General features: G+C 63.1%; 17 protein-coding genes. 14 read left to right on the plus strand and 3 right to left on the minus strand.

Going from position 1 to position 19,213, the window contains the following annotated elements; genetic code table 11:
- Entirely contained in the window at positions 1-648 is a 648-nt protein-coding gene (locus tag HU720_RS10380; RefSeq protein ID WP_186519816.1) for a DUF1345 domain-containing protein, read from the plus strand.
- A gap of 253 nt (positions 649-901) precedes the next feature.
- Entirely contained in the window at positions 902-1,165 is a 264-nt protein-coding gene (locus tag HU720_RS10385) for a DUF1652 domain-containing protein (RefSeq protein ID WP_186519818.1), read from the plus strand.
- Positions 1,166-1,179: 14 nt separating this feature from the next.
- Here HU720_RS10385 and HU720_RS10390 read toward each other — a convergent pair whose 3' ends face one another.
- Entirely contained in the window at positions 1,180-3,264 is a 2,085-nt protein-coding gene (locus HU720_RS10390; protein WP_186519820.1) for an EAL domain-containing protein, read from the minus strand.
- Positions 3,265-3,458: 194 nt separating this feature from the next.
- Here HU720_RS10390 and HU720_RS10395 point away from each other — a divergent pair, with 194 nt between their 5' ends.
- A complete protein-coding gene (locus HU720_RS10395) occupies positions 3,459-3,737 on the plus strand; it encodes a hypothetical protein (RefSeq protein ID WP_186519822.1) in 279 nt (92 codons plus the stop codon).
- A 10-nt stretch (positions 3,738-3,747) separates the two neighbouring features.
- Here the strand turns inward: HU720_RS10395 and HU720_RS10400 are convergent, their stop codons facing one another.
- The gene (locus tag HU720_RS10400) at positions 3,748-4,533 is read right to left on the minus strand and encodes a transporter substrate-binding domain-containing protein (RefSeq protein WP_238337676.1); all 786 of its coding nucleotides are present in this window, start codon (positions 4,531-4,533) and stop codon (positions 3,748-3,750) included.
- Between the two features lie 167 nt (positions 4,534-4,700).
- Positions 4,701-5,594 (minus strand): hypothetical protein, encoded by an 894-nt coding sequence (locus HU720_RS10405; RefSeq protein ID WP_186519826.1) that lies wholly within the window; start codon positions 5,592-5,594, stop codon positions 4,701-4,703.
- 204 nt (positions 5,595-5,798) lie between these two features.
- On the opposite strand from HU720_RS10405, the gene HU720_RS10410 reads away from it, so the two are divergent.
- The 11 genes from HU720_RS10410 to HU720_RS10460 all read left to right on the plus strand — a co-directional run bounded on the left by HU720_RS10410 (position 5,799) and on the right by HU720_RS10460 (position 18,983).
- Positions 5,799-6,779 carry an aliphatic sulfonate ABC transporter substrate-binding protein gene (locus tag HU720_RS10410; protein ID WP_186519828.1) on the plus strand — a complete coding sequence of 327 codons (981 nt, stop codon included), beginning with the start codon at positions 5,799-5,801 and terminating at the stop codon, positions 6,777-6,779.
- Positions 6,780-6,792: 13 nt separating this feature from the next.
- Positions 6,793-8,157, plus strand: a complete 1,365-nt coding sequence (locus HU720_RS10415) for an LLM class flavin-dependent oxidoreductase (protein ID WP_186519831.1) — start codon at positions 6,793-6,795, stop codon at positions 8,155-8,157.
- Positions 8,158-8,290: 133 nt separating this feature from the next.
- The gene (locus HU720_RS10420; protein ID WP_186519833.1) at positions 8,291-9,127 is read left to right on the plus strand and encodes a bifunctional allantoicase/(S)-ureidoglycine aminohydrolase; all 837 of its coding nucleotides are present in this window, start codon (positions 8,291-8,293) and stop codon (positions 9,125-9,127) included.
- 91 nt (positions 9,128-9,218) lie between these two features.
- Complete coding sequence (locus HU720_RS10425) at positions 9,219-9,824, plus strand: START domain-containing protein (RefSeq protein WP_186519835.1); 606 nt, start codon at positions 9,219-9,221, stop codon at positions 9,822-9,824.
- 144 nt (positions 9,825-9,968) lie between these two features.
- Entirely contained in the window at positions 9,969-10,409 is a 441-nt protein-coding gene (locus HU720_RS10430; RefSeq protein WP_186519837.1) for a hypothetical protein, read from the plus strand.
- A gap of 185 nt (positions 10,410-10,594) precedes the next feature.
- The gene (locus HU720_RS10435; RefSeq protein WP_186519839.1) at positions 10,595-11,926 is read left to right on the plus strand and encodes an MFS transporter; all 1,332 of its coding nucleotides are present in this window, start codon (positions 10,595-10,597) and stop codon (positions 11,924-11,926) included.
- Positions 11,927-12,473: 547 nt separating this feature from the next.
- Positions 12,474-13,025 (plus strand): tail fiber protein, encoded by a 552-nt coding sequence (locus HU720_RS10440; RefSeq protein ID WP_186519841.1) that lies wholly within the window; start codon positions 12,474-12,476, stop codon positions 13,023-13,025.
- Positions 13,026-13,048: 23 nt separating this feature from the next.
- Positions 13,049-13,609 carry a tail fiber protein gene (locus tag HU720_RS10445; protein WP_186519848.1) on the plus strand — a complete coding sequence of 187 codons (561 nt, stop codon included), beginning with the start codon at positions 13,049-13,051 and terminating at the stop codon, positions 13,607-13,609.
- 30 nt (positions 13,610-13,639) lie between these two features.
- Complete coding sequence (locus HU720_RS10450; protein WP_186519849.1) at positions 13,640-14,164, plus strand: tail fiber protein; 525 nt, start codon at positions 13,640-13,642, stop codon at positions 14,162-14,164.
- An 89-nt stretch (positions 14,165-14,253) separates the two neighbouring features.
- Positions 14,254-14,703 (plus strand): GNAT family N-acetyltransferase, encoded by a 450-nt coding sequence (locus HU720_RS10455; RefSeq protein ID WP_238337674.1) that lies wholly within the window; start codon positions 14,254-14,256, stop codon positions 14,701-14,703.
- A 107-nt stretch (positions 14,704-14,810) separates the two neighbouring features.
- Entirely contained in the window at positions 14,811-18,983 is a 4,173-nt protein-coding gene (locus HU720_RS10460) for a putative Ig domain-containing protein (RefSeq protein ID WP_186519851.1), read from the plus strand.
- The last annotated feature ends 230 nt before the right edge of the window (positions 18,984-19,213 follow it).

The raw sequence follows: 19,213 nt of genomic DNA on the forward strand, positions 1-19,213 counted from the left end.
ATGGCCTTCCATCACCTGACCCGCACCCATCCTCGCCTCAGCATCGCCACGCTAGTCGGGCTGTTGGGCGTATGGCTCATCCCCACACCCGACACGGTGCAACGCATCCTCGCTGGCTGGAACCTCGGGGTCTGGCTGTACCTGCTGATGGTGTTGTGGCTGAGCATTGGCGCCAGCCCCGAGAAGGTGCGCAAAGTGGCGCGTATCGAAGACGAGAACGCAGGCCTGGTGCTATTCACCGTGAGCATCGCTGCAATTGCCAGCCTTGCGGCGGTCACGCTGCAACTGGTGTCCAGCCGCGGCCTCGAAGGCAGCGCGCTGGTGCTGCACTACCTGTACACAGGGCTTACCATCGCGGGGTCATGGCTGTTGATAGGCTGCATTTTCAGCCTGCATTACGCCCGCCTGTTCTACTCGGACGATCGGCACGAGCCGCCGCTGCGCTTCGCAGACGGCGAGCGCAACCCCGATTACTGGGACTTCCACTATGTTTCGTTCACCATCAGTGTCGCCGTGCAAACCTCCGATGTGGGTATCAGCGGCCGGGGCATGCGCCGTGTGGTGCTTGCCCATTCGCTGGTGGGCTTTGTGTTCAACACCGCCATCCTGGGTTTCACCATCAATATTGCCGCTGGCCTGCTCGGCTGAGTGCCGCCGGTCCGAAAGTTCTGCGCGCTTCTGACAATACCCAGCCACTGGAAAACGTTTGCTTCACCGGCACACCGGGGCCGCACAGCCAAGCGGCTGTGTGACCGCCGTCATGCATTGGCACATTGGTAATATTTTCCCCGGATCGTAGCCGTTGCGGGTGCTATGGTTAGCTCCCGAGGGGCCAGGCAAGGCCCGGTTTACTTAAAAGTCGTCGAATCACCGCGTTCCACCCGTGAACAAGGAGGCTGGCATGAACAAGATGACATTTCCCAACGCCTGCCAGGTGATGCGCTGGCATTTCCATCCGCTTGGCTTCGAAGCCACCATGGATGCCCCGCGCAGCATGATCGTGCGCTTGTTCGACCGCGCCAGCGGCGAAACCTTGCTGGCGATTGCCGGCATCCCCTGCGCGGCAATCATGGCCGCCACCGACGTCGAACGCATCATCGAGGCGGTAGAAGCCGAAATGGACACCTTCAACCTGGGCTTGCCGGTATTGCCCGATGCGGTTTGAGCCGCACCAGCAATTTACTGCCTGAGCTCGACCCCGCCCCTGGCGTCAAGCTTGGCCATGAACTGCTCGGCCGGCACCGGCCGACCTAACAGATAACCCTGCAGCGAATCACAGCCCAGCCGGGTCAGGAATTCCTGCTGGCCGTCGGTTTCGACACCTTCTGCGACAATCCGCAGCCCCAGCGCCTGGCCCAATGCGACGATGGCCGAGACAATCGCTGCGTCGTCACCATCCTGTTCCAGGTCGCGTACAAAACCGCGGTCGATCTTCAGCTCATTGGCGGGCAGGCGCTTGAGGTACATCAGGCTTGAATAGCCGGTGCCAAAGTCGTCGATCGACAGGTCAACGCCCATGTCCGACAACCGCTGCAACACCGCAAAGCTGGCATCGGCATCCCGCATGGCCGTGGTTTCGGTGATTTCCAGGGTCAGGCGGTTGGCTGGCAGGCCGTTCTGGGCAAGGGCCTGGGCCACGCTATCAACCAAGCCCGCGTGGGAGAACTGGATCGCAGACAGGTTCACCGCAACACGCCACTCACCGTAGCCCTCGTCCATCCACTGACGCATTTGCCGGCATGCTTCGGCCAGCACCCAGTCGCCAAGCGGGATGATCAGCCCGGTTTTTTCGGCCAGGCCAATAAATCGGTCCGGGGCCATCAGACCGTGCTGTGGGTGCTCCCAGCGCAACAAGGCTTCGGCACCGATAGGCTCACAGCTCACAGCGTCGAACTTGGGCTGGTAATGCAGGCGAAACTCATTGTTGTGCAGCGCTGCGCGCAGATCGTGCAGCAGTTGCAGTTGCTGGCGCGCGTTGTTGTTCATCGAGGTATCGAAGAACCGGTAGCCGTTCTTGCCGGCGTTCTTGGCGTGGTACATGGCCGCGTCGGCGTTGCGCAGCAGCTCGTGCTGGTCCATGCCGTTGCCTGGATACAGCACGATGCCAACGCTTGCCGACAACTGCAGGTCATGCTCGGCCACCCGGAACGGCTTGGCCACCAGATTCACCTGCTTGACCGCAACACCCATGGCGTCGTCCGGCTCCTGCAAACGCACCAGCAGCACGAATTCATCACCCCCTATGCGGGCCAAGGTGTCCTGGCTATGCAGGTGGCCGCGCAGGCGGCTGGCTACGGCCGTCAGCAACTGGTCGCCCACATGGTGGCCAAAGGCATCGTTGACCGGTTTGAAGCCATCCAGGTCGATGAACATCAGCGCAAAGCAGCCGCCCTGCTCGGCGACCCGGGCCATGGCCTGGTCGATACGGTCGGCCAGCAGGGTCCGGTTGGGTAACCCGGTGAGGATGTCGTGCAACGCCAGCTGGGTCAGCTCCTGGTTGGCCTGGGTGAGTGAGCGGGCAAGCTCGGCGGTGCGCGCGTCCAAGCGGGCATCCAGAACCGAGGTGAGTAGCGCCACGGCCAGCACCGCAAGGGTGGTGATCAGCACCAGGTAGTCCAGCCCATCGCCGGCAAGCCCATCGGGCAGCGCGCCGCAGAAGCTGCCGACGGGGAAGTTGGCAGCGGCCATGCCGGTGTAATGCATGCCGACGATGGCAACGCCCATCACTACCGCCGCTGCGCCGCGAATCTGCCGCACATATGCCGTCTGCTGGCGGAGCCGGAAGGCAATCCACAACGCCGCTGCCGAAGCGCCTACGGCAATGGCCAGGGACGTGCCGAACAGCGATGGGTCGTAGTCGATGCCTGGCTGCATGCGCAGCGCCGCCATGCCCATGTAATGCATGCAGGCAATGCCTGCGCCCATCACCAAGGCGCCCAACCCCAACTGCAACCACGGCAGGCGTGGCTGGCTTACCAGCCATAAGGCAAACCCCGAGGACAGCACCGCAATCAGCAGTGACAGCGCCGTCAGGGTCGTGTCGTAGCCCAGGCCCACCGGCAGACTGAACGCGAGCATGCCGATAAAGTGCATGGACCAGACGCCCATGCCCATGGCCAGCGCCCCGCCGAGCATCCACAGATACACCGCCCGCCCTTTGGCCGTGGCAATACGCCCGGTCAGGTCCAGCGCGGTGTAGGAGGCAAGAATGGCCACCAGCAACGAGATCAACACAAGCGAGGATGAATAGCTACCGATCAGCATGGGCACGTCCGCGGGTAGGCCAGGAAAGGCCTGAAAATCGCGCAATTGTACGCAAGCGTTGGGGAAACGCACGGTTTTAGTGCTGGCAAAATGATTACAGCTGGCCGCATCGACACATTTTGCCAGCATCGGATTGGTGTACCCTGCGCGCCACACGTCTAATCTGAACTACACACCCGCACCAGGGGGCTGCCATGCGCACCAACATTGCCCGCAGTTATCTGCTCCCGCTGACCTTGCTCGCCCTCGGCCTGGTATTGACCGGCTGCTCAGGCAAATCTGCACGCTATTCAGCCCAAGGTTCGAACTGTTACGCCAAGGCGCTGCCCAGCAGCGGCGAAGGTGGCTTGGCCTTTGGCCCAACCCTGGCCGCTGCCAGCCGCAAGTCGATGGATAGCTGCATGCGCTACGCGGGGCGCTCTGGCGGGTCACCGAAAACCTGCCAGGTGGTGGTGGCCAAGTGCAAAAGCTAGGCTCGCGCGCTCAACGCCCCTCCTGATGCTGGCGCTGCCAGCGCTCAAGGTTTTGCGCCAGCAGTTGTTCAGGCAGCGGCCCGCTCGCCAGCTCCTGCATCTTGCCCGCGAGCTTTTCACGCAGCACCGCTTCGTTGCACGCCGACTTGCGCGACAGCGCCAGGTACATGCCTTCGCTCGATACCGGCGGTTCCACCACCTGCAACAGCTTCTCCTTGCCCAACTGGCGGGCCAGCGCCATGCCGGGGTAGCGCTCGAAAACCACGTAGTCATTGCGTTTGAGCAATAGTTTTTCGAACGCCTGGGTGGCGGTCGGCACAGCCTCAAGGTTCAAGTGTTGCCGGGCGTAATCATCGAACGCCTCGCCGTGGCTGTTGTTGACCAATGTTCCGCCGCGCAGCCCTTGCAGATCGGCCCAGTCGCTGTAGCGCAATGCCTCGCCCTCACGCACCCACACCACGCTCGAATTGAACAGGAATGGCGGGCTGATGAAGTCCATCAGTTGTTCACGCGCCTGGGTCCGGAAATAGCCGGCCATCATGTCGATGCGCCCGCTTGCCACTTCCTCCTGTGCCCGTGACCAAGGCCCGGCATAAACCACGTCCACCACCAGACCGAGTTCGTCGGCGGCATGGCGCAACAGGTCGGCATTGGCGCCGATCAAGTGCCGGGGGTCACGTGGGTCCCGCCACAGATAAGGCGGGTATTCAGGGTTGCCGGTGGCCGTCAGTTGCTGGCAAGCAGGCTGCGCCGAAGCTACTGCGGGCAGCCAGATAATGGCGAGCGTCAGTCCCATCCACTGGCACAAACTCCGTGCGCTCATTGCGATCCTCGCGCTACCGCTAGGTAGTGGGTAATGGCAGGCAAACAGGTGAGCCGGGTTCACCGGCGAACACACAGTGTGCACCAGAAATGGCCATTAGCCACGCATTCGTTCGGATGTTTGCGCCTAACCGAGCCGAATCACTCGCGGGGGCTCAGCGTAGCCACATCGACCGGTGTCGATGGGGTCAGGCGCAGCACGCGGTCACGCCCGCCTTCGGCCACCAGATAGCCGCCTTGACCGTCCGCAACGATGGCCTGCGGCGCCTTGAGAAAACTCAAGACCGTGTGCCGCGAGCCATCGCCGGCAATGCGCAGCAGCCGCGCACGGTGGGTGGAGTCTTCGCTGATCCACAAACCGCGCTGGTCGCAGAACAGAAATGTCGGGTTGTTGAGGCCATCGACCACCACTGGGTCGGTGCCCTCGGGGTTGTACGCACGCACCTTGCCATTGGCCTTTTCGGTGTACAGCAGGCGGCCATCGATGCAGCGGGTCAGGCCTTCGGTTTCGCTCAACCCTTGGCGCAGCACGTCAAGCTGTGCAGTGCGCCAGTCATAGCGCAGCAACCGGCCATCGCCCTTGCGGTCTTCGATGGCGTATAGATAGTCGCCGTCATTGAACAGGCCCTGCACGTTATTGCCCTGGAACAACATGCGCACCTGGCCATTGCGCGAGACGCTGACTGGCGCACCGCCGACCTCCTGGCTGAACGCCCAGCCGCCGGCCACGGCCACCATGCCATCAGGTTTGGACAGGCCATCGACCACCACCACCCGGTCGCCGCCTGCGGTGATGCGCAAGATACTGCCGCGCCCGCTGTTCAGTTCGCGGCTGACCAGCAGGCTGCCGTCGCGCTCAGGCAGCAGGGAGGCGGCCTTGTCGACCGAGTCGTGCAGCACCTGCACCCCCCAACCGTCGCTTGCCTGGACGGGGTAGAACGACTGCCAGGCAAAGAAACCCAACGCGCAGGCGACCAGGCCGGCAGCAGTGGCCACGGCCACGCGAAAAGTGCGCGTGCGCAAGACATGCATCATTGTTGGGCTCCAGAAAATATGCCGGCGATGCTAACAAGCCGATGTGAAAAAAATGTCGTGGGGGTATACGCGCGAACCTTAATTAAACAAAAGGATATAAAAAGAACAAAACAATCTAACTAATACGCATAAACAAATTGAACATTGCCCTGCCCGCTACGTACGCTGCATGCACATCCCGTTACCTCGCAAAGGAGTTTCACCGTGCCTGCCCGTGCCTTCTCTCCCCTGCGCCGCCTGCTGATCGGCGGCCTGCTGGCCAGCGTTGCCAGTGCCCTGATTCCATGGTCCAGCGCCGTTGCCGACGATGCCAAGACCCTGCGCATCGGCTACCAGAAGTTCAACAGCATCAACATTCTCAAGGGTAGCGGCGCCTTGGAAAAAGCGCTGGCACCGCAAGGGGTGAAAGTCAGCTGGCACGAGTTCGCGGCAGGCCCGCAGTTGCTCGAAGCCCTGAGTACGGGCGCCATCGACCTGGGCCACGCCGCCGACGCGCCATCGGTATTCGCCCAGGCCGCGGGCAAGCCTGTGGTCTACCTGGCAGCCGAGCAGCCCTACCCGCGCGGCATCGGCCTGGTGGTACGCGAGCAGGACCACATCAACAAGGTCGAAGACCTCAAAGGCAAGCGCGTGGCCACCGGCCGTGGCTGGAACGCCCAGTACCTGTTGGCGGTAGCCCTCGAACAAGCCGGCCTCAGCTACCAAGACATCACCCCCGCCTATGTCAACAACGCCGCCGATGCGGTAGCCGCGTTGCAGTCTGGCAGCGTGCAAGCCGTGACGCTGTGGGACCCGTTCCTGGCCGCAGCAGAAAGCCAGCCGGGGCTTAAAAACCTGCGTGACGGCAGCGGGCTGTCCAACAACCGCACCTTCTACCTGTCCACCGCAAGCTTTGCCGACCAGCACCGCGACTTGCTCAAGACCTTCTTCAGCGAGCTGAGCAAGGTCAGCCAATGGGCCAACGCCAAGCCCGGCGAAGTCGCAACCCTCCTGGCGCCGCAACTGGGCATCAACGCCAGCGTGCTGGAGGTGGCCAGCGAGCGACGCAACTACAACGCCGTGGCCATCACCCCGCAAATCATCGCCGAGCAGCAGAAACTGGCCGATACCTTCCAGGGCCTGGGGCTGATCCCGCGCAAGCTCAACGTCGCCGAGGCGGTCTACCCCACCGCCGTGCTGCCGTAAGAGGAACGCCTGGATGCCCCGCCCGATCCGATTCAACGCCTTCAGCATGAACGCTGCCAGCCACCAGTCGCCCGGCCTGTGGCGCCACCCGCGTAACACCAGCGTACAGTTCAACCGCCTGGATTACTGGGCCGACCTTGCCCGCCTGCTAGAGCGCGGGTTGTTCGATGCGCTGTTCATTGCCGATGTGCTGGGCATCTACGATGTCTATCAAGGCGGCCCTGACGCGGCCCTGCGCGGCGGCGTTCAGGTGCCGGTCAACGACCCGCTGCTGCTGGTCCCAGCCATGGCCGGGGTGACCGAACACCTGGGCTTTGGCGTGACCTTTTCGTTGACCTACGAGCACCCGTACCCCTTCGCCCGGCGCATGTCCACGCTCGATCACCTGAGCAACGGCCGAGTGGGCTGGAACATCGTCACCGGTTACCTGGACAGCGCCGCGCGCAATCTGGGCCAGGTGCGTCAACTGGGCCACGACCAGCGCTACGACCTGGCAGAGGAATACCTGCAGGTGCTGTACAAACTCTGGGAGCGCAGCTGGGACGACGATGCCGTGCTGCTGGAGCGCGACAGCGGGCGCTATATCGAGCCGTCGCGGGTGCACCCTATCAACCACCACGGCGAGCACTTCCAGGTGCCGGGCATGCACCTGTGCCAACCTTCGCCGCAGCGCACGCCGGTATTGTTCCAGGCCGGCGCCTCGGCGCGGGGGCAGCAGTTCGCTGCGCGGCATGCCGAATGCGTATTTATCAGCGGCCCGACGCCAACGGTGCTGCGCCGCTATGCCGACGGCATCCGCCAAGCCTGCGAGGCGGTCGGGCGCGGGCGTGACGAGGTGCTGATCTATGCCCAGGCGCTATTGATCGTCGGTGCCACACGCAGCGAAGCCGAGGCACGCTTTGCCGAGTATCGGCGCTATGTCGACCTGGATGCAGCCCTGGCGCTGCTCTCAGGCTGGACCGGTATCGACTTCGCAGGCCTGGACCCCGATGCGCCAATCGAATATATCGAGAACGATGCCGGCCGCGCCGCCCTTGCAGCCTTTACCGCTGCCGACCCCAACCGCCGCTGGAGCGTGCGCGAAGCCGCCGAGTTCATAGGCTTGGGCGGCCGCGGCCCGGTTCTGGTGGGCAGCGCCAGCGACGTTGCCGACCAGTTGGAGCATTGGTTGGATGCAACCGGCATCGACGGCTTCAACCTCACCTATGCCGTGCAGCCGGACGACCTCGCCCAGGTGGTCGAGTTGCTGGTACCGGAGCTGCAGCGCCGCGGCCGCTACCCGACGGCCTACGCCGACGGCAGCCTGCGCCACAAACTGTTTGGCCAGGGCGATAAACTGCCGCAGGCCCATGTGGGGCGTAATGTTCACATTCAGTAAGTGAATACCGAGTATTTCAACATTTAATTTGTGGATGCTGCGCTACGGCTCTTATGCTGTCCGGGCATCCCCTGCACGCACCGGCCGGTGTGGTCCAAGGCAATGGGGAGAGAACAACAAGTCGAGACCGTTCATGTCGAAACCATCCTACTTCGCCCCCCACGGTGGGCACCCAGCTCAGACCGAGCTGCTCACTGACCGTGCCATGTTCACCGAAGCCTATGCCGTGATCCCCAAGGGCGTGATGCGTGACATCGTCACCAGCCACCTGCCGTTCTGGGACAAGATGCGCATGTGGGTCATCGCCCGTCCGCTGACCGGGTTTGCCGAGACGTTCTCGCAATACATCGTTGAAGTCGCCCCAGAAGGCGGCAGCGAGCGCCCAGAGATGGACGCCAACGCAGAAGCGGTGCTGTTCGTCGTCGAAGGCGAAATCGACATCACCGTCGAAGGCAAGCATCACACGCTGGTCCCGGGTGGCTATGCCTTCCTGGCGCCAGGCGCCGACTGGAGCCTGCGCAACAACAGCAAGGCCAATGTCACCTTCCACTGGCTGCGCAAGCACTACCAGAAGGTTGAAGGCCTGCCGCTGCCGGAGTCGTTCGTCACCCATCGCGACAACGCCACCGTCATCGAGATGCCAGGCACCGAAGGTTGCTGGAAGACCACCCGCTTCGTCGACATGGCCGATATGCGCCACGACATGCATGTGAATATCGTGACCTTCCAGCCAGGCGGCGTGATTCCGTTTGCCGAAACCCACGTCATGGAGCACGGCCTGTACGTGCTCGAAGGCAAGGCGGTTTATCGCCTGAACCAGGATTGGGTCGAGGTCGAGGCCGGTGACTTCATGTGGCTGCGTGCCTTCTGCCCGCAGGCTTGCTACTCCGGTGGCCCAGGCCCGTTCAGCTACCTGCTGTACAAAGACGTCAACCGCCATGTGCACCTGACCCTCAACCCTCAGCGTTGAGCCCCGGTTGATGTAAACGAAGCCCGCCTGCATGGCGGGCTTTGTGTTTGTGGCCATACTTGCAGCTATTAACTGCCACCGGGCCACGATCATGCGCCTGCCACACCTGCTGGCTTGCTTTGTACTGTTAATTGCATCGCCTCTGCGGGCCGCCGACAGCTGGGACCTGGCCTATGACCGCGAGGGCATCCGGGTGTACCTGAGCGCCGTGGAGGGTTCGGCGTATAAACAGTTTCGTGGCGTCAGCACCATGCAGGCGAGTGTGCGCACGCTTAGCGACCTGCAAGAGAACCTGCGGGTGGCCTGCAAATGGCTATATGCCTGCGCGCAGATGCGTTTGCTCGAGGTCGACGGGGACGCGACCTGGATTTACCTCACCACCGACCTGCCGTGGCCCACACAGCCCCGCGACATGGTACTCAAGGTGACTACCGAGCGGCTGGATGACGGCACTCTGGTGCGTCACCTGAGCGCCGACCCCGGCAAAATCCCTGAGGAAAAGGGGCGAATCCGCGTTCAGCGGCTGGCTGGCGAGTGGATCATGAAGCCCTTGGGCGAGCGCGAGACTGAAGTGACCTACCAGTTGCGAGCAGACCCAGCTGGCGATGTGCCTGGCTGGCTGGCCAACCGTTTCGTGGTCGATGCGCCGGTGGTGACCTTGCGCACCCTCAGGGCTGTGGCACAGCGCCAGCCGTGAGGCCCTTGAGCCTGCATGCCCAAGCGCTGCCCTCCGGTTCTGTGGTTAGGAATCGTCCCACGTTTGTATGGGAAACCGTGACCTGTTACATCGCGCACCAGCGGGAGATCCTGCCCACCCGACAACTCCCACTTGGGCCATGACATGTCTTCCCCGCTGCGTTCACGCGTTCTACTCGCTTCCTTGACACTCGGCATCCTGCTGACATCCGGCTGCGTATCATCACCCAAGGCCAGCGCGCAAGCGGTTTCTGAACTGCGCTTTCAGGAAAACGTGCAATACATCCTAGTGCGTAACATGCAAATCGTCAGCACGGTCGGGTTGAGGGGTCCGGTGGTGCTCACCTTCACCCTCGACCGCACCGGGCGGCCTCTGGCCTGCGTTGCCAGGCCGATGCGCCAGACCGACATCGCAGGGCCAAACGCACAGCGCTTGTCGGCATTGCTCCAGCTCGTGCAACAGCGGTGCCTGGCGACAGAATTCCCAGCGCCGCCTGAGACCTTGCTCGATGAGCGGCGCCAGGTTGAAATCAAGGCACCGCTGATATTTGCCGATCAGTTTGGCGCAAGACTATTTGCAACTTGATTACAAGCGCTCGAAACCGGCCAGCGCAGACTGACCAGCAGCCCTCGTACGCTCGCGCAACTGCCAATGTCGCCCTCGACAATGCGCAGCCTGCGCCCAGCCGCTCTACTGGCTGCACAACAACGACGGCGCCCACGAGCGCGCCGCATCAGTCCTGGCTGCCCAGACCTTCGGAGAGCACATCCATGTCCACCCCCCATGAGGTATCACCTACCACCCTGCGCCGGGTGATCGCCGCCTCGGCCATCGGTAATTTCGTCGAGTGGTTCGACTTTGCCGTGTACGGGTTCCTCGCCACGCTGATCGCCAGCCAGTTTTTCACGGGGCAAAGCGCAAGCGTCGGCCTGCTGAAAACCTTCGCGGTGTTCGCTGTGGCCTTCGCCCTGCGCCCGTTGGGCGGCATCGTGTTTGGCGCCCTGGGCGACCGCCTTGGGCGCAAGCGCATCCTGTCGCTGACCATTCTGCTTATGGCCGGCTCCACCACCCTGATCGGCCTGCTGCCAACCTATGCCAGCATCGGCGTACTGGCGCCGGTACTGCTCACCCTCGCGCGCTGCCTGCAGGGCTTTTCTGCCGGGGGCGAATATGCGGGCGCCTGCGCCTACCTGATGGAGCACGCCCCGCAGAACAAACGGGCCTTCTATGGCAGCTTCGTGCCGGTGTCGACGTTCTCGGCATTTGCCTGCGCGGCGGTGATTGCCTACGGCCTTGAGGCCAGCCTTACTACCGAGGCGATGAACACCTGGGGCTGGCGCGTGCCATTCCTTGTAGCCGCCCCGCTTGGCCTGGTGGGGCTCTACCTGCGCTGGCGCATGGAGGAAACCCCGGCGTTCCGCCAAGCCATCGCCGAGGGCAAGCAACACGCCCATTCCCCGCTGGCCGACACCCTGCGCCACCATGGCCGCACCATCCGTAACCTCGGCGCGTTCATCTCGCTGACGGCGCTGTCGTTCTACATGTTCACTACCTACTTTGCGACCTACCTGCAAACCGTCGGCCAGTTGAGCCGCGCCCAGGCCCTGCTGGTGTCCACGGTGGCGCTGCTGTTCGCCGCCGCAGGCTGCCCGCTGGCCGGCGCGTTCAGCGACCGCATCGGGCGTCGGCGCACCATCGGCCTCACCTGCATCTGGGTAATGGTGGCGGTGTTTCCGGCTTACTGGCTAGCCAGCTCCGGCTCGCTGAGCGGAGCCCTGTTGGGGGTCATCCTGCTGGCCATTGGCGCCTTGATGAGCGGCGTGGTCACTGCAGCGCTGCTGTCGGAGTGCTTCCCGACTCGCAGCCGCTACACCGCTTCGGCAATCACTTACAACGTGGCCTACACCTTGTTCGGCGGCACCGCACCGCTGGTGGCGACCTGGCTGATCGAGTCGAGCGGCAGCCGACTGGCACCTGCGTTCTATCTGGTGGTGATTGCACTGCTGGCACTGGTTGGCGGGTTGGCGTTGCCGGAGACATCGCGGGTTTCGCTGCATGATGAGCCATCGACGGATACGCCCGCCCACGCAGAGTCAGCCTAAGCGCTCGTGGCCTGTTGTAGCACAAGCCCCAAGCAACTGAGTAACTGTAGGGGCAGTAATACCTTGCCGCCCTTACAGTTGAGACACCATCGCAATTACGCATTAAATAACATCAACTCAACCCGCCTGTTTAAGACAAAACAATGGCTTGCCGGGCCATTGAGTTTTTAAAGCAGCCTGCACGCTGCGGCCTCGTCGTCATTCTTTATGCCAATTCCTTATTGCATAACGGGTTTATGACGCCAAATGAAAGGCATCAAAACCTGCCACGGAAATCTTTTAAACAATAATTGAGCTTAACCCTACAAAAGTGATGGCAATTCCCCATCATCTCACGCTAGGATCCAATCCAATCTCCGCTGCACGGTCGCCCTTCTGCGTATGGCCGACGCATCATGGAGTCCAGGGAATGGACGGCGCCCACGCAAGGGACACCGCATTCTTCCAAGGTTGAACTAATTATCAGTCGTTTTCGATTATGCAGCCCTGCGCGCGTTTGCAGGCCTGCCGTGTGCCTGATGTTTATACCTGAAACGGAGATTGAGTCATGGAACCGTTCGTTGGCGAAGTTCGCCTTTTTGCTTTTGGTCGCATTCCCAGAGGCTGGTTACCGTGCAATGGCCAGTTATTACCTATCAACACCAATCAAGTCTTGTTTACCTTACTCGGCGTCACCTACGGCGGCGATGGGGTAACTACCTTCGGCCTGCCTGATCTAAGCGGCCGCGTCGCAATTTCCCGCAACGATGTCGCCTCGCCAAGCCCAGCCTTGGATGTGCACCCATTGGGCAGCAAGGGTGGCAACGAAGCGATAAGCATGACCCTGGCGCAAATGCCCACACACACCCACCAGGTGGCAGCCAGTACTCAGAAAGAAAACCAGGCAAGCCCGGCCAACGGCTTCTTCTCCGCCTCGGCGACCGTCGACGGCAAAGCGCTGTCGCAGCCGGTATATGCCGTCAAGAGCGGGAGCGCGGTGACGCTGGACCCCATGGTGGTCGATTCCGCAGGTGAAGGGGCGCCCATGGCCAACATGCAGCCGTTCCTGACGCTGAGCTATTGCATCGCCTCCATTGGCATCTTCCCACCCCGCCCTTGACCCAACTTACTGGAGCATTTTCCATGTCAGATGCCTACGTAGGTGAGATTCGTCTGTTTGCCGGTAACTACGCCCCCCAAGGCTGGCGCTTTTGCGACGGCAGCCTGTTACAAGTCAATCAGAGCCCCGCACTGTTTGCATTGATCAGCAGCCTCTATGGCGGTGACGGCCGCACGACATTCGCCCTGCCGGACCTGCGCGGTCGCATCCCGGTGGGCCAAGGCCAAGGAGCCGGCTTGAGCAACCGCCCCCTTGCGAGCTTCGGCGGTACCGAAACGGTGCCGGTCACCAGCAACAACATGCCGGCCCACAGCCATGGGTTTACCACCACCAGTGCCGTCGCCACCACTCCGACGCCCGGGCCTACGCTGCTGCTCTCGAGTTTCACCAAAACCCAGGTGGTGACAGGCCTGTACGCCAAACCGGTCAACCCGCCCCCCGCCCCGCCGACTGCGACCGTAGCGCTGAACCCTAACGCAGTGATGGCCGCAGGTGCACCCGCGGCAACACGCAGCAACCTGATGGGGGCCCTGGCGATCAATTACATCATCTGCCTGGATGGTTATTTCCCGGACTTCAACTAACGATCAGCCCCTTTCGTAACGGAGTTACCCATGGATCCCTTTGTCGGTGAAGTCAGGCTGTTCCCCTATAACTACATTCCCAGCGGCTGGATGCGCTGCGACGGCACGGTATTGCCGATTCAGACCAACGCGGCGTTGTATGCGGTGATCGGCCTTGCCTACGGCAGCGCCGGCGCCAACACATTCAAGTTGCCCAACCTCAACGGGCGGGCCGCTGTAGGTGCCGGTGTATCGAAAACCGGGACCACATGGCAGCTTGCCCAGCCCACCGGCGCCGATACGGTGCAACTGAACGTCAACAGCCTGCCGCAACATAACCACGGGCTGAACGTCATCCCTTCGGTCACCGCCAGTACCGCGATCAACGCCCCTGCCAACAACGTGGTGCCGACGCAACCGACCCGGGTCACGCTCTACAACAAGGCGGCCGATACCTCACTGTCGTCCGAGACCCTGGCACCGGCAGGCGGTTCAGCGCCGATGAACATCATGCAGCCCTACCAGACACTGGTTTACTGCATCGCAGTGCAAGGGATATACCCACCACACCCATGAGCTGCCTTGACGCACTGCAAAGTCTGCTGGGCGCAACCCCCAGCCTGCCCCTCCCCGGCTTGCGCAGGCAAACCGGGGAGGATGTCTCGTTGCTGCGCGCTCTATTTGTGGCGCGGCGCTGGCAGGAAGTCAGCGCCGCGCCCGGATGGAGCGATGCACAACGCCTGGCCTTCCTGCACGCGCAAGAGCAGATGCAGCGCGCGCATTACGAGCGGCATTATCCGCAAGCCGATTTTCTGGTGGTCATACAGCAAAACCAGCCTGTAGGCCGGCTTTGCCTATGGCGCGCGGACCAATCGCTGCGGGTGGTCGACATTGCCCTCCTGCCGGCATGGCAGGGCCGCGGCATGGGCAGCCTTGTGCTTGAGGCAGTGGTGGCACTGGCCGACCGACTGGCTACACCTTGCTGCCTGAGCGTCGAACCGTTCAGCCCGGCACGGCGGCTTTACACGCGCCTTGGCTTCCTGCCTGGAGAAGACCAGGGTGCCTATCTGCAGATGCACAGGCCAGCCCTCCCACGGAGCGACGCCATGAACTAGCACTGCCACCTACGCAAGGAAGCATGGACAGCTCGGCATCGCCCGAAGCGTCCCCGATTCACGTCGAACGACACGTGCTGCGTGATCGTCCATCGGCAGGATGCAGCATGAACGCACCGACCCCATTCATGGCCCATTGGGCCCGCTCTTTACTGGCACTGTGCCTGTTGACCCTGGCCGCGCTGCTGTCGGCCGAGGCCCAGGCCGTGCCAAGCCTGGTCAGCCCTGCCAAAAACAGTACGCTGCCTCCGGCAGCTCTGAACCAGCCCTATAGCGTCAACTTCACCGCTTCACCGGGCACAAGCGGCATCGCAGGCTGGTACGAGTGCGACATTAACGACCCCTCCTACGACGGCACCCAACGCTGCTTGCCTGCTGGGCTTAGCATCGCCGAGTCACCCGGCAGCGCCACGACCACCCTGACGGGTACCCCGACGGTTGCCGGCACCTATACGTTCGACATCTCGGTGGCCGACGATAACTTCGTGGCGGACGTCGGCTCCTACACGCTGGTCGTGGGCTCAAGTGCCGCACCGACGCTCAGCGGCATCAGCCCCGCCAGCGGCAGCACGGCAGGCGGCACCAGCGTGACCCTGACCGGTACCAACCTCAGCGGCGCCACAGCGGTCACCATTGGTGGCACAGCCGCCACAAACATCGTAGTGGTCAATGCCACCACCATCACGGCCACTACGCCGGCCCATCCTGCGGGCGCGAGCAACGTGGCCGTCAGCACGCCGGGGGGCACAGCCACCCTGACCAATGCCTATACCTACACCACCCCAGTGCCAACCCTGAGCAGCGTCAGCCCTAACAGCGGCAGCACCGCAGGCGGCACCAGCGTGACCCTGACCGGCACCAACCTCAGCGGCGCCACGGCGGTCAGCATTGGTGGCACAGCCGCCACAAACATCATCGTGATCAACGCCACCACCATTACTGCCACTACGCCGGCCCATGCTGCGGGCGCGAGCAATGTGGCCGTCACCACGCCAGGGGGCACAGCCACCCTGACCAATGCCTACACCTATGTCACCCCAGCGCCAACCCTGAGCAGTATCAACCCCAACAGCGGCAGCACCGCAGGCGGCACCAGCGTGACCCTGACCGGTACCAACCTCTCCGGAGCAACGGCCGTTACCTTTGACGGCGTTGCCGCAACCGGGCTGGTGGTCAACTCCAGTACATCGGTGACAGTCACTACCCCCGCCCATGCTGCCGGCGCTGTTGCGGTCAGCATCACCACCCCTGGCGGCATTGCGACACTGGGCAGTGGGTATACCTATTTGGTCGCTGCCCCTGTCGCAGGGCCGGTAAGCGCGACCGTGGCCGCCAACACCAGCAACAACACGATCACGTTGAGCCTCAGCGGCGGGGCCGCCTCAAGCGTTGCAATTGCCGGCGGCCCAACCAACGGTACCGCCACAGCCAGCGGCACCACGATCACCTACACGCCAACCGCCGGGTATTCGGGCGCTGACGCCTTCACCTATACCGCCACCAACAGCGGAGGGACCTCGGCGCCTGCAACCGTCACTGTCACCGTCAGTCCGCCAACCCTCACTGTCGCCCCGGCCACCTTGCCGAACCCAAGTTACGCCAGCGCATACAGCCAAACCCTGACGGCGAGCGGGGGTAACGGCAGCTATACCTATGCCGTGACAACCGGTGCACTGCCCACAGGTTTGACGCTCTCGACGGCAGGCGTCCTGGCCGGCACCCCGTCAGCAACTGGCACATTCAACATCACCGTAACTGTAACTGACGGCAACGGCGCAACCGCAAGCCAGGCCTACACATTGACTGTGGCGGCGCCGGCGGTGGTGGTCACCCCCTTCAGCCTGCCGAATCCGATCTATGGCAGCGCCTACAGCCAGACTGTCACGGCAACAGGCGGCATCGGTAGCTACAGCTATGCAGCCACCGGCACGGTCCCTACCGGTTTGTCGTTGACAAGTGGCGGCACGCTGAGCGGTACCCCTACCGCTGCCGGCTCCTTCAACTTCACCGTGACCGCAACGGACACCAACAATGTGTCGGGCAGCCGTACCTACACCCTGACCATCGCTGCGCCAACCCTGAGTCTGAGCCCAGCGACGATACTCGCTCCAGCGACCGGTACCAGCTATAGCCAGACCTTCAGCGTCAGTGGCGGTGCGACCCCTTACACCTATGCCATTACGTCGGGGACACTGCCGGCCGGCCTGACGCTAAGCGGCGCGACCGTTTCAGGTACACCGACCACCGCTGGGCCCTATTCCTTTACCGTAACGGCCACCGATGGCACCGGCTTCACGGTGTCTTCTACGTATTCCGGCACCGTCAGCAGCTCTGCGCCAATCGCAGGCGCGGTCAGCGTCACAGTGGCAGCCAACAGTTCGGCCAACCCTGTTACCCTCAGCCTGAGCGGCGGCGCGGTCACCAGCGTGGCGATCAGCAGCAATCCCACCCATGGCACTGCAGTGGCCAGCGGCACCAGTGTTACCTACACCCCCGCAGCAGGTTATTCGGGCAGCGACAGCTTCAGCTACACCGCGACCGGCCCAGGTGGCACATCGCCGCCCGCCACGGTCACCGTTACCGTCAGTGCACCGACCTTGGTGTTGGCCCCCGCCAGCGCCAGCCTGCCGGATGCCAGCCTGAATACTGCCTACACCCAGGCGTTCACTGTCAGCGGCGGTGCGACGCCCTACACCTTCGCGGTGACCAGTGGTGCACTGCCGCCCGGGCTGAGCCTCAACGCTGCCAGCGGCATGCTAAGCGGCACCCCGACCACCGCAGCCACCAGCAGCTTCACCATCACCGCCACCGATAGCAACAGTGCGACCGGCAGCGGCAACTACACCTTGCAGGTGCAATCCCAGGCAGTCGTAGTACCGCCGAGCAGCGAAACGGTGGTTGCCGGCCAAAGTGCCACCGTGGACCTTACCCGTGGCGCGACCGGCGGCCCATTCACCAGCGCGACGCTGTTGTCAGTCAGCCCGCCTTCGGCCGGTACCGCGCGCATGACCGGCCCGTTCACTCTGAGCTTCACCCCGGCCGCGGCGTTTACCGGTGCTGCGGTGGTGTCCTTCAGCCTGAGCAATGCCGGCGGCGCAGTGGCCAGCTTCATCACCTTTGCCGTGCAATCGCGCCCCGACCCCTCCAAAGACCCGGAGGTAATCGGCCTGCTGAACGCGCAGTCGCGCGCCGCCGAGCGCTTTGCCAGCACGCAGATGGACAACTTCAACCGCCGCCTGGAGCAACTGCACCGCCCCACCTGCGACCGTAATTCGTTCAATGCCAGCGTGCGCCACGGCCGTGAAGATGTCAGCCTTGGCGGGCTAGGCAGGGCCTTGCGCGACGAGCTTGAAGGCAACGGCAAGGGCCGCGATGCGGATGACGATGAAAAACGTCGCCAGGACAAGGACAGCTCACGCGCAACCACCGGTGAGTGCCGGGAAGACGCACTGGCCTACTGGACCGATGGCTTCGTCAACACCGGCTCCAACCGCGCTCGCGGCGCCCAGGACAACAGCTTTACCACCTTCGGCCTGAGCGCCGGCGTGGACTACCGGCTGTCGCCGAGGACGGTGGTAGGCGTGGGCTTTGGCTACGGCAACGACCGCGCGGACATCGGCGAGCATGACTCGCGTAGCGATGGCGATGCCCTGGGGCTGGCGGCCTACCTGAGCGTCAACCCACTGTCGCAGGTGTATGTCGACGCGCTGCTGGGCTACAACCGGATCAGCTTCGATTCGCGCCGCTACGTGACCGAAGACCCCTCCAATGGCTACGCCAAGGGCTCGCGCGATGCTGACCAGTTATTCGCCTCGCTCACCGCAAGCTACGAATATCGCCACGGGGCGTTGTCGCTTGCGCCCTATGCGCGGGTCAACAGCAGCTTTACCCGGCTCGATGCCTACCGCGAGCGCGGCGGGGGTGAGTTGGCACTGGCTTACGAGGAGCAGACGCTGCGTTACTTCACCTCGTTCGTCGGCGTGCGCTCTGGATACGACATCGAAACCCGGCTTGGCATGCTGACGCCGCGGGTCGGGCTGGCCTGGGGCCACAACTTCAGCCGTAACCAGGATTACCGGATGCGGTATGCAGACCAGGGCAATGACGGGGTGACGTACCGGTTGTCGCCAGACCCGCTAGACACCAATTTCATGGACCTGGATACCGGGCTGGACTTGAGCCTTGGCCGGAGTTGGCGTGTGGGGGTTTCCTACAAGACTGCGCTGGGCACCAACGAGCGCAATGAGATGTTCCGCATTGGGCTGGACGGCAAGTTCTGACCCCCAAGCTTTGCCGGAAGGCCCCTTCGGGGGCCTTGCCTTTGGAGGTAGTGGGGTTGCGCCTGAGCAAGCCTGTGATGGCCCCATCGCAGGCTATCGCCGGCTCCCACAGTTAATTTGTCCAGCCTCGATATTGTGGATTGACCCAGACCCTGTGGGAGATCACCCAGCCCTTCCGGGCTGCGCTGTCGCGCAGAGAACTGGGCACCGTGGGAGCGGGCTTGCCCCGC

Source organism: Pseudomonas sp. SWRI51 (genome assembly GCF_014268825.1).
GTDB lineage: Bacteria > Pseudomonadota > Gammaproteobacteria > Pseudomonadales > Pseudomonadaceae > Aquipseudomonas > Aquipseudomonas farsensis.

Coding starts and splice junctions, on each gene's coding strand:
- HU720_RS10380 (WP_186519816.1), top strand. CDS start 1: ATGGCCTTCCATCACCTGACCCGCACCCATCCTCGCCTCAGCATCGCC.
- HU720_RS10385 (WP_186519818.1), top strand. CDS start 902: ATGAACAAGATGACATTTCCCAACGCCTGCCAGGTGATGCGCTGGCAT.
- HU720_RS10390 (WP_186519820.1), bottom strand. CDS start 3,264: ATGCTGATCGGTAGCTATTCATCCTCGCTTGTGTTGATCTCGTTGCTG.
- HU720_RS10395 (WP_186519822.1), top strand. CDS start 3,459: ATGCGCACCAACATTGCCCGCAGTTATCTGCTCCCGCTGACCTTGCTC.
- HU720_RS10400 (WP_238337676.1), bottom strand. CDS start 4,533: ATGGGACTGACGCTCGCCATTATCTGGCTGCCCGCAGTAGCTTCGGCG.
- HU720_RS10405 (WP_186519826.1), bottom strand. CDS start 5,594: ATGATGCATGTCTTGCGCACGCGCACTTTTCGCGTGGCCGTGGCCACT.
- HU720_RS10415 (WP_186519831.1), top strand. CDS start 6,793: ATGCCCCGCCCGATCCGATTCAACGCCTTCAGCATGAACGCTGCCAGC.
- HU720_RS10420 (WP_186519833.1), top strand. CDS start 8,291: ATGTCGAAACCATCCTACTTCGCCCCCCACGGTGGGCACCCAGCTCAG.
- HU720_RS10425 (WP_186519835.1), top strand. CDS start 9,219: ATGCGCCTGCCACACCTGCTGGCTTGCTTTGTACTGTTAATTGCATCG.
- HU720_RS10430 (WP_186519837.1), top strand. CDS start 9,969: ATGTCTTCCCCGCTGCGTTCACGCGTTCTACTCGCTTCCTTGACACTC.
- HU720_RS10435 (WP_186519839.1), top strand. CDS start 10,595: ATGTCCACCCCCCATGAGGTATCACCTACCACCCTGCGCCGGGTGATC.
- HU720_RS10440 (WP_186519841.1), top strand. CDS start 12,474: ATGGAACCGTTCGTTGGCGAAGTTCGCCTTTTTGCTTTTGGTCGCATT.
- HU720_RS10445 (WP_186519848.1), top strand. CDS start 13,049: ATGTCAGATGCCTACGTAGGTGAGATTCGTCTGTTTGCCGGTAACTAC.
- HU720_RS10450 (WP_186519849.1), top strand. CDS start 13,640: ATGGATCCCTTTGTCGGTGAAGTCAGGCTGTTCCCCTATAACTACATT.
- HU720_RS10460 (WP_186519851.1), top strand. CDS start 14,811: ATGAACGCACCGACCCCATTCATGGCCCATTGGGCCCGCTCTTTACTG.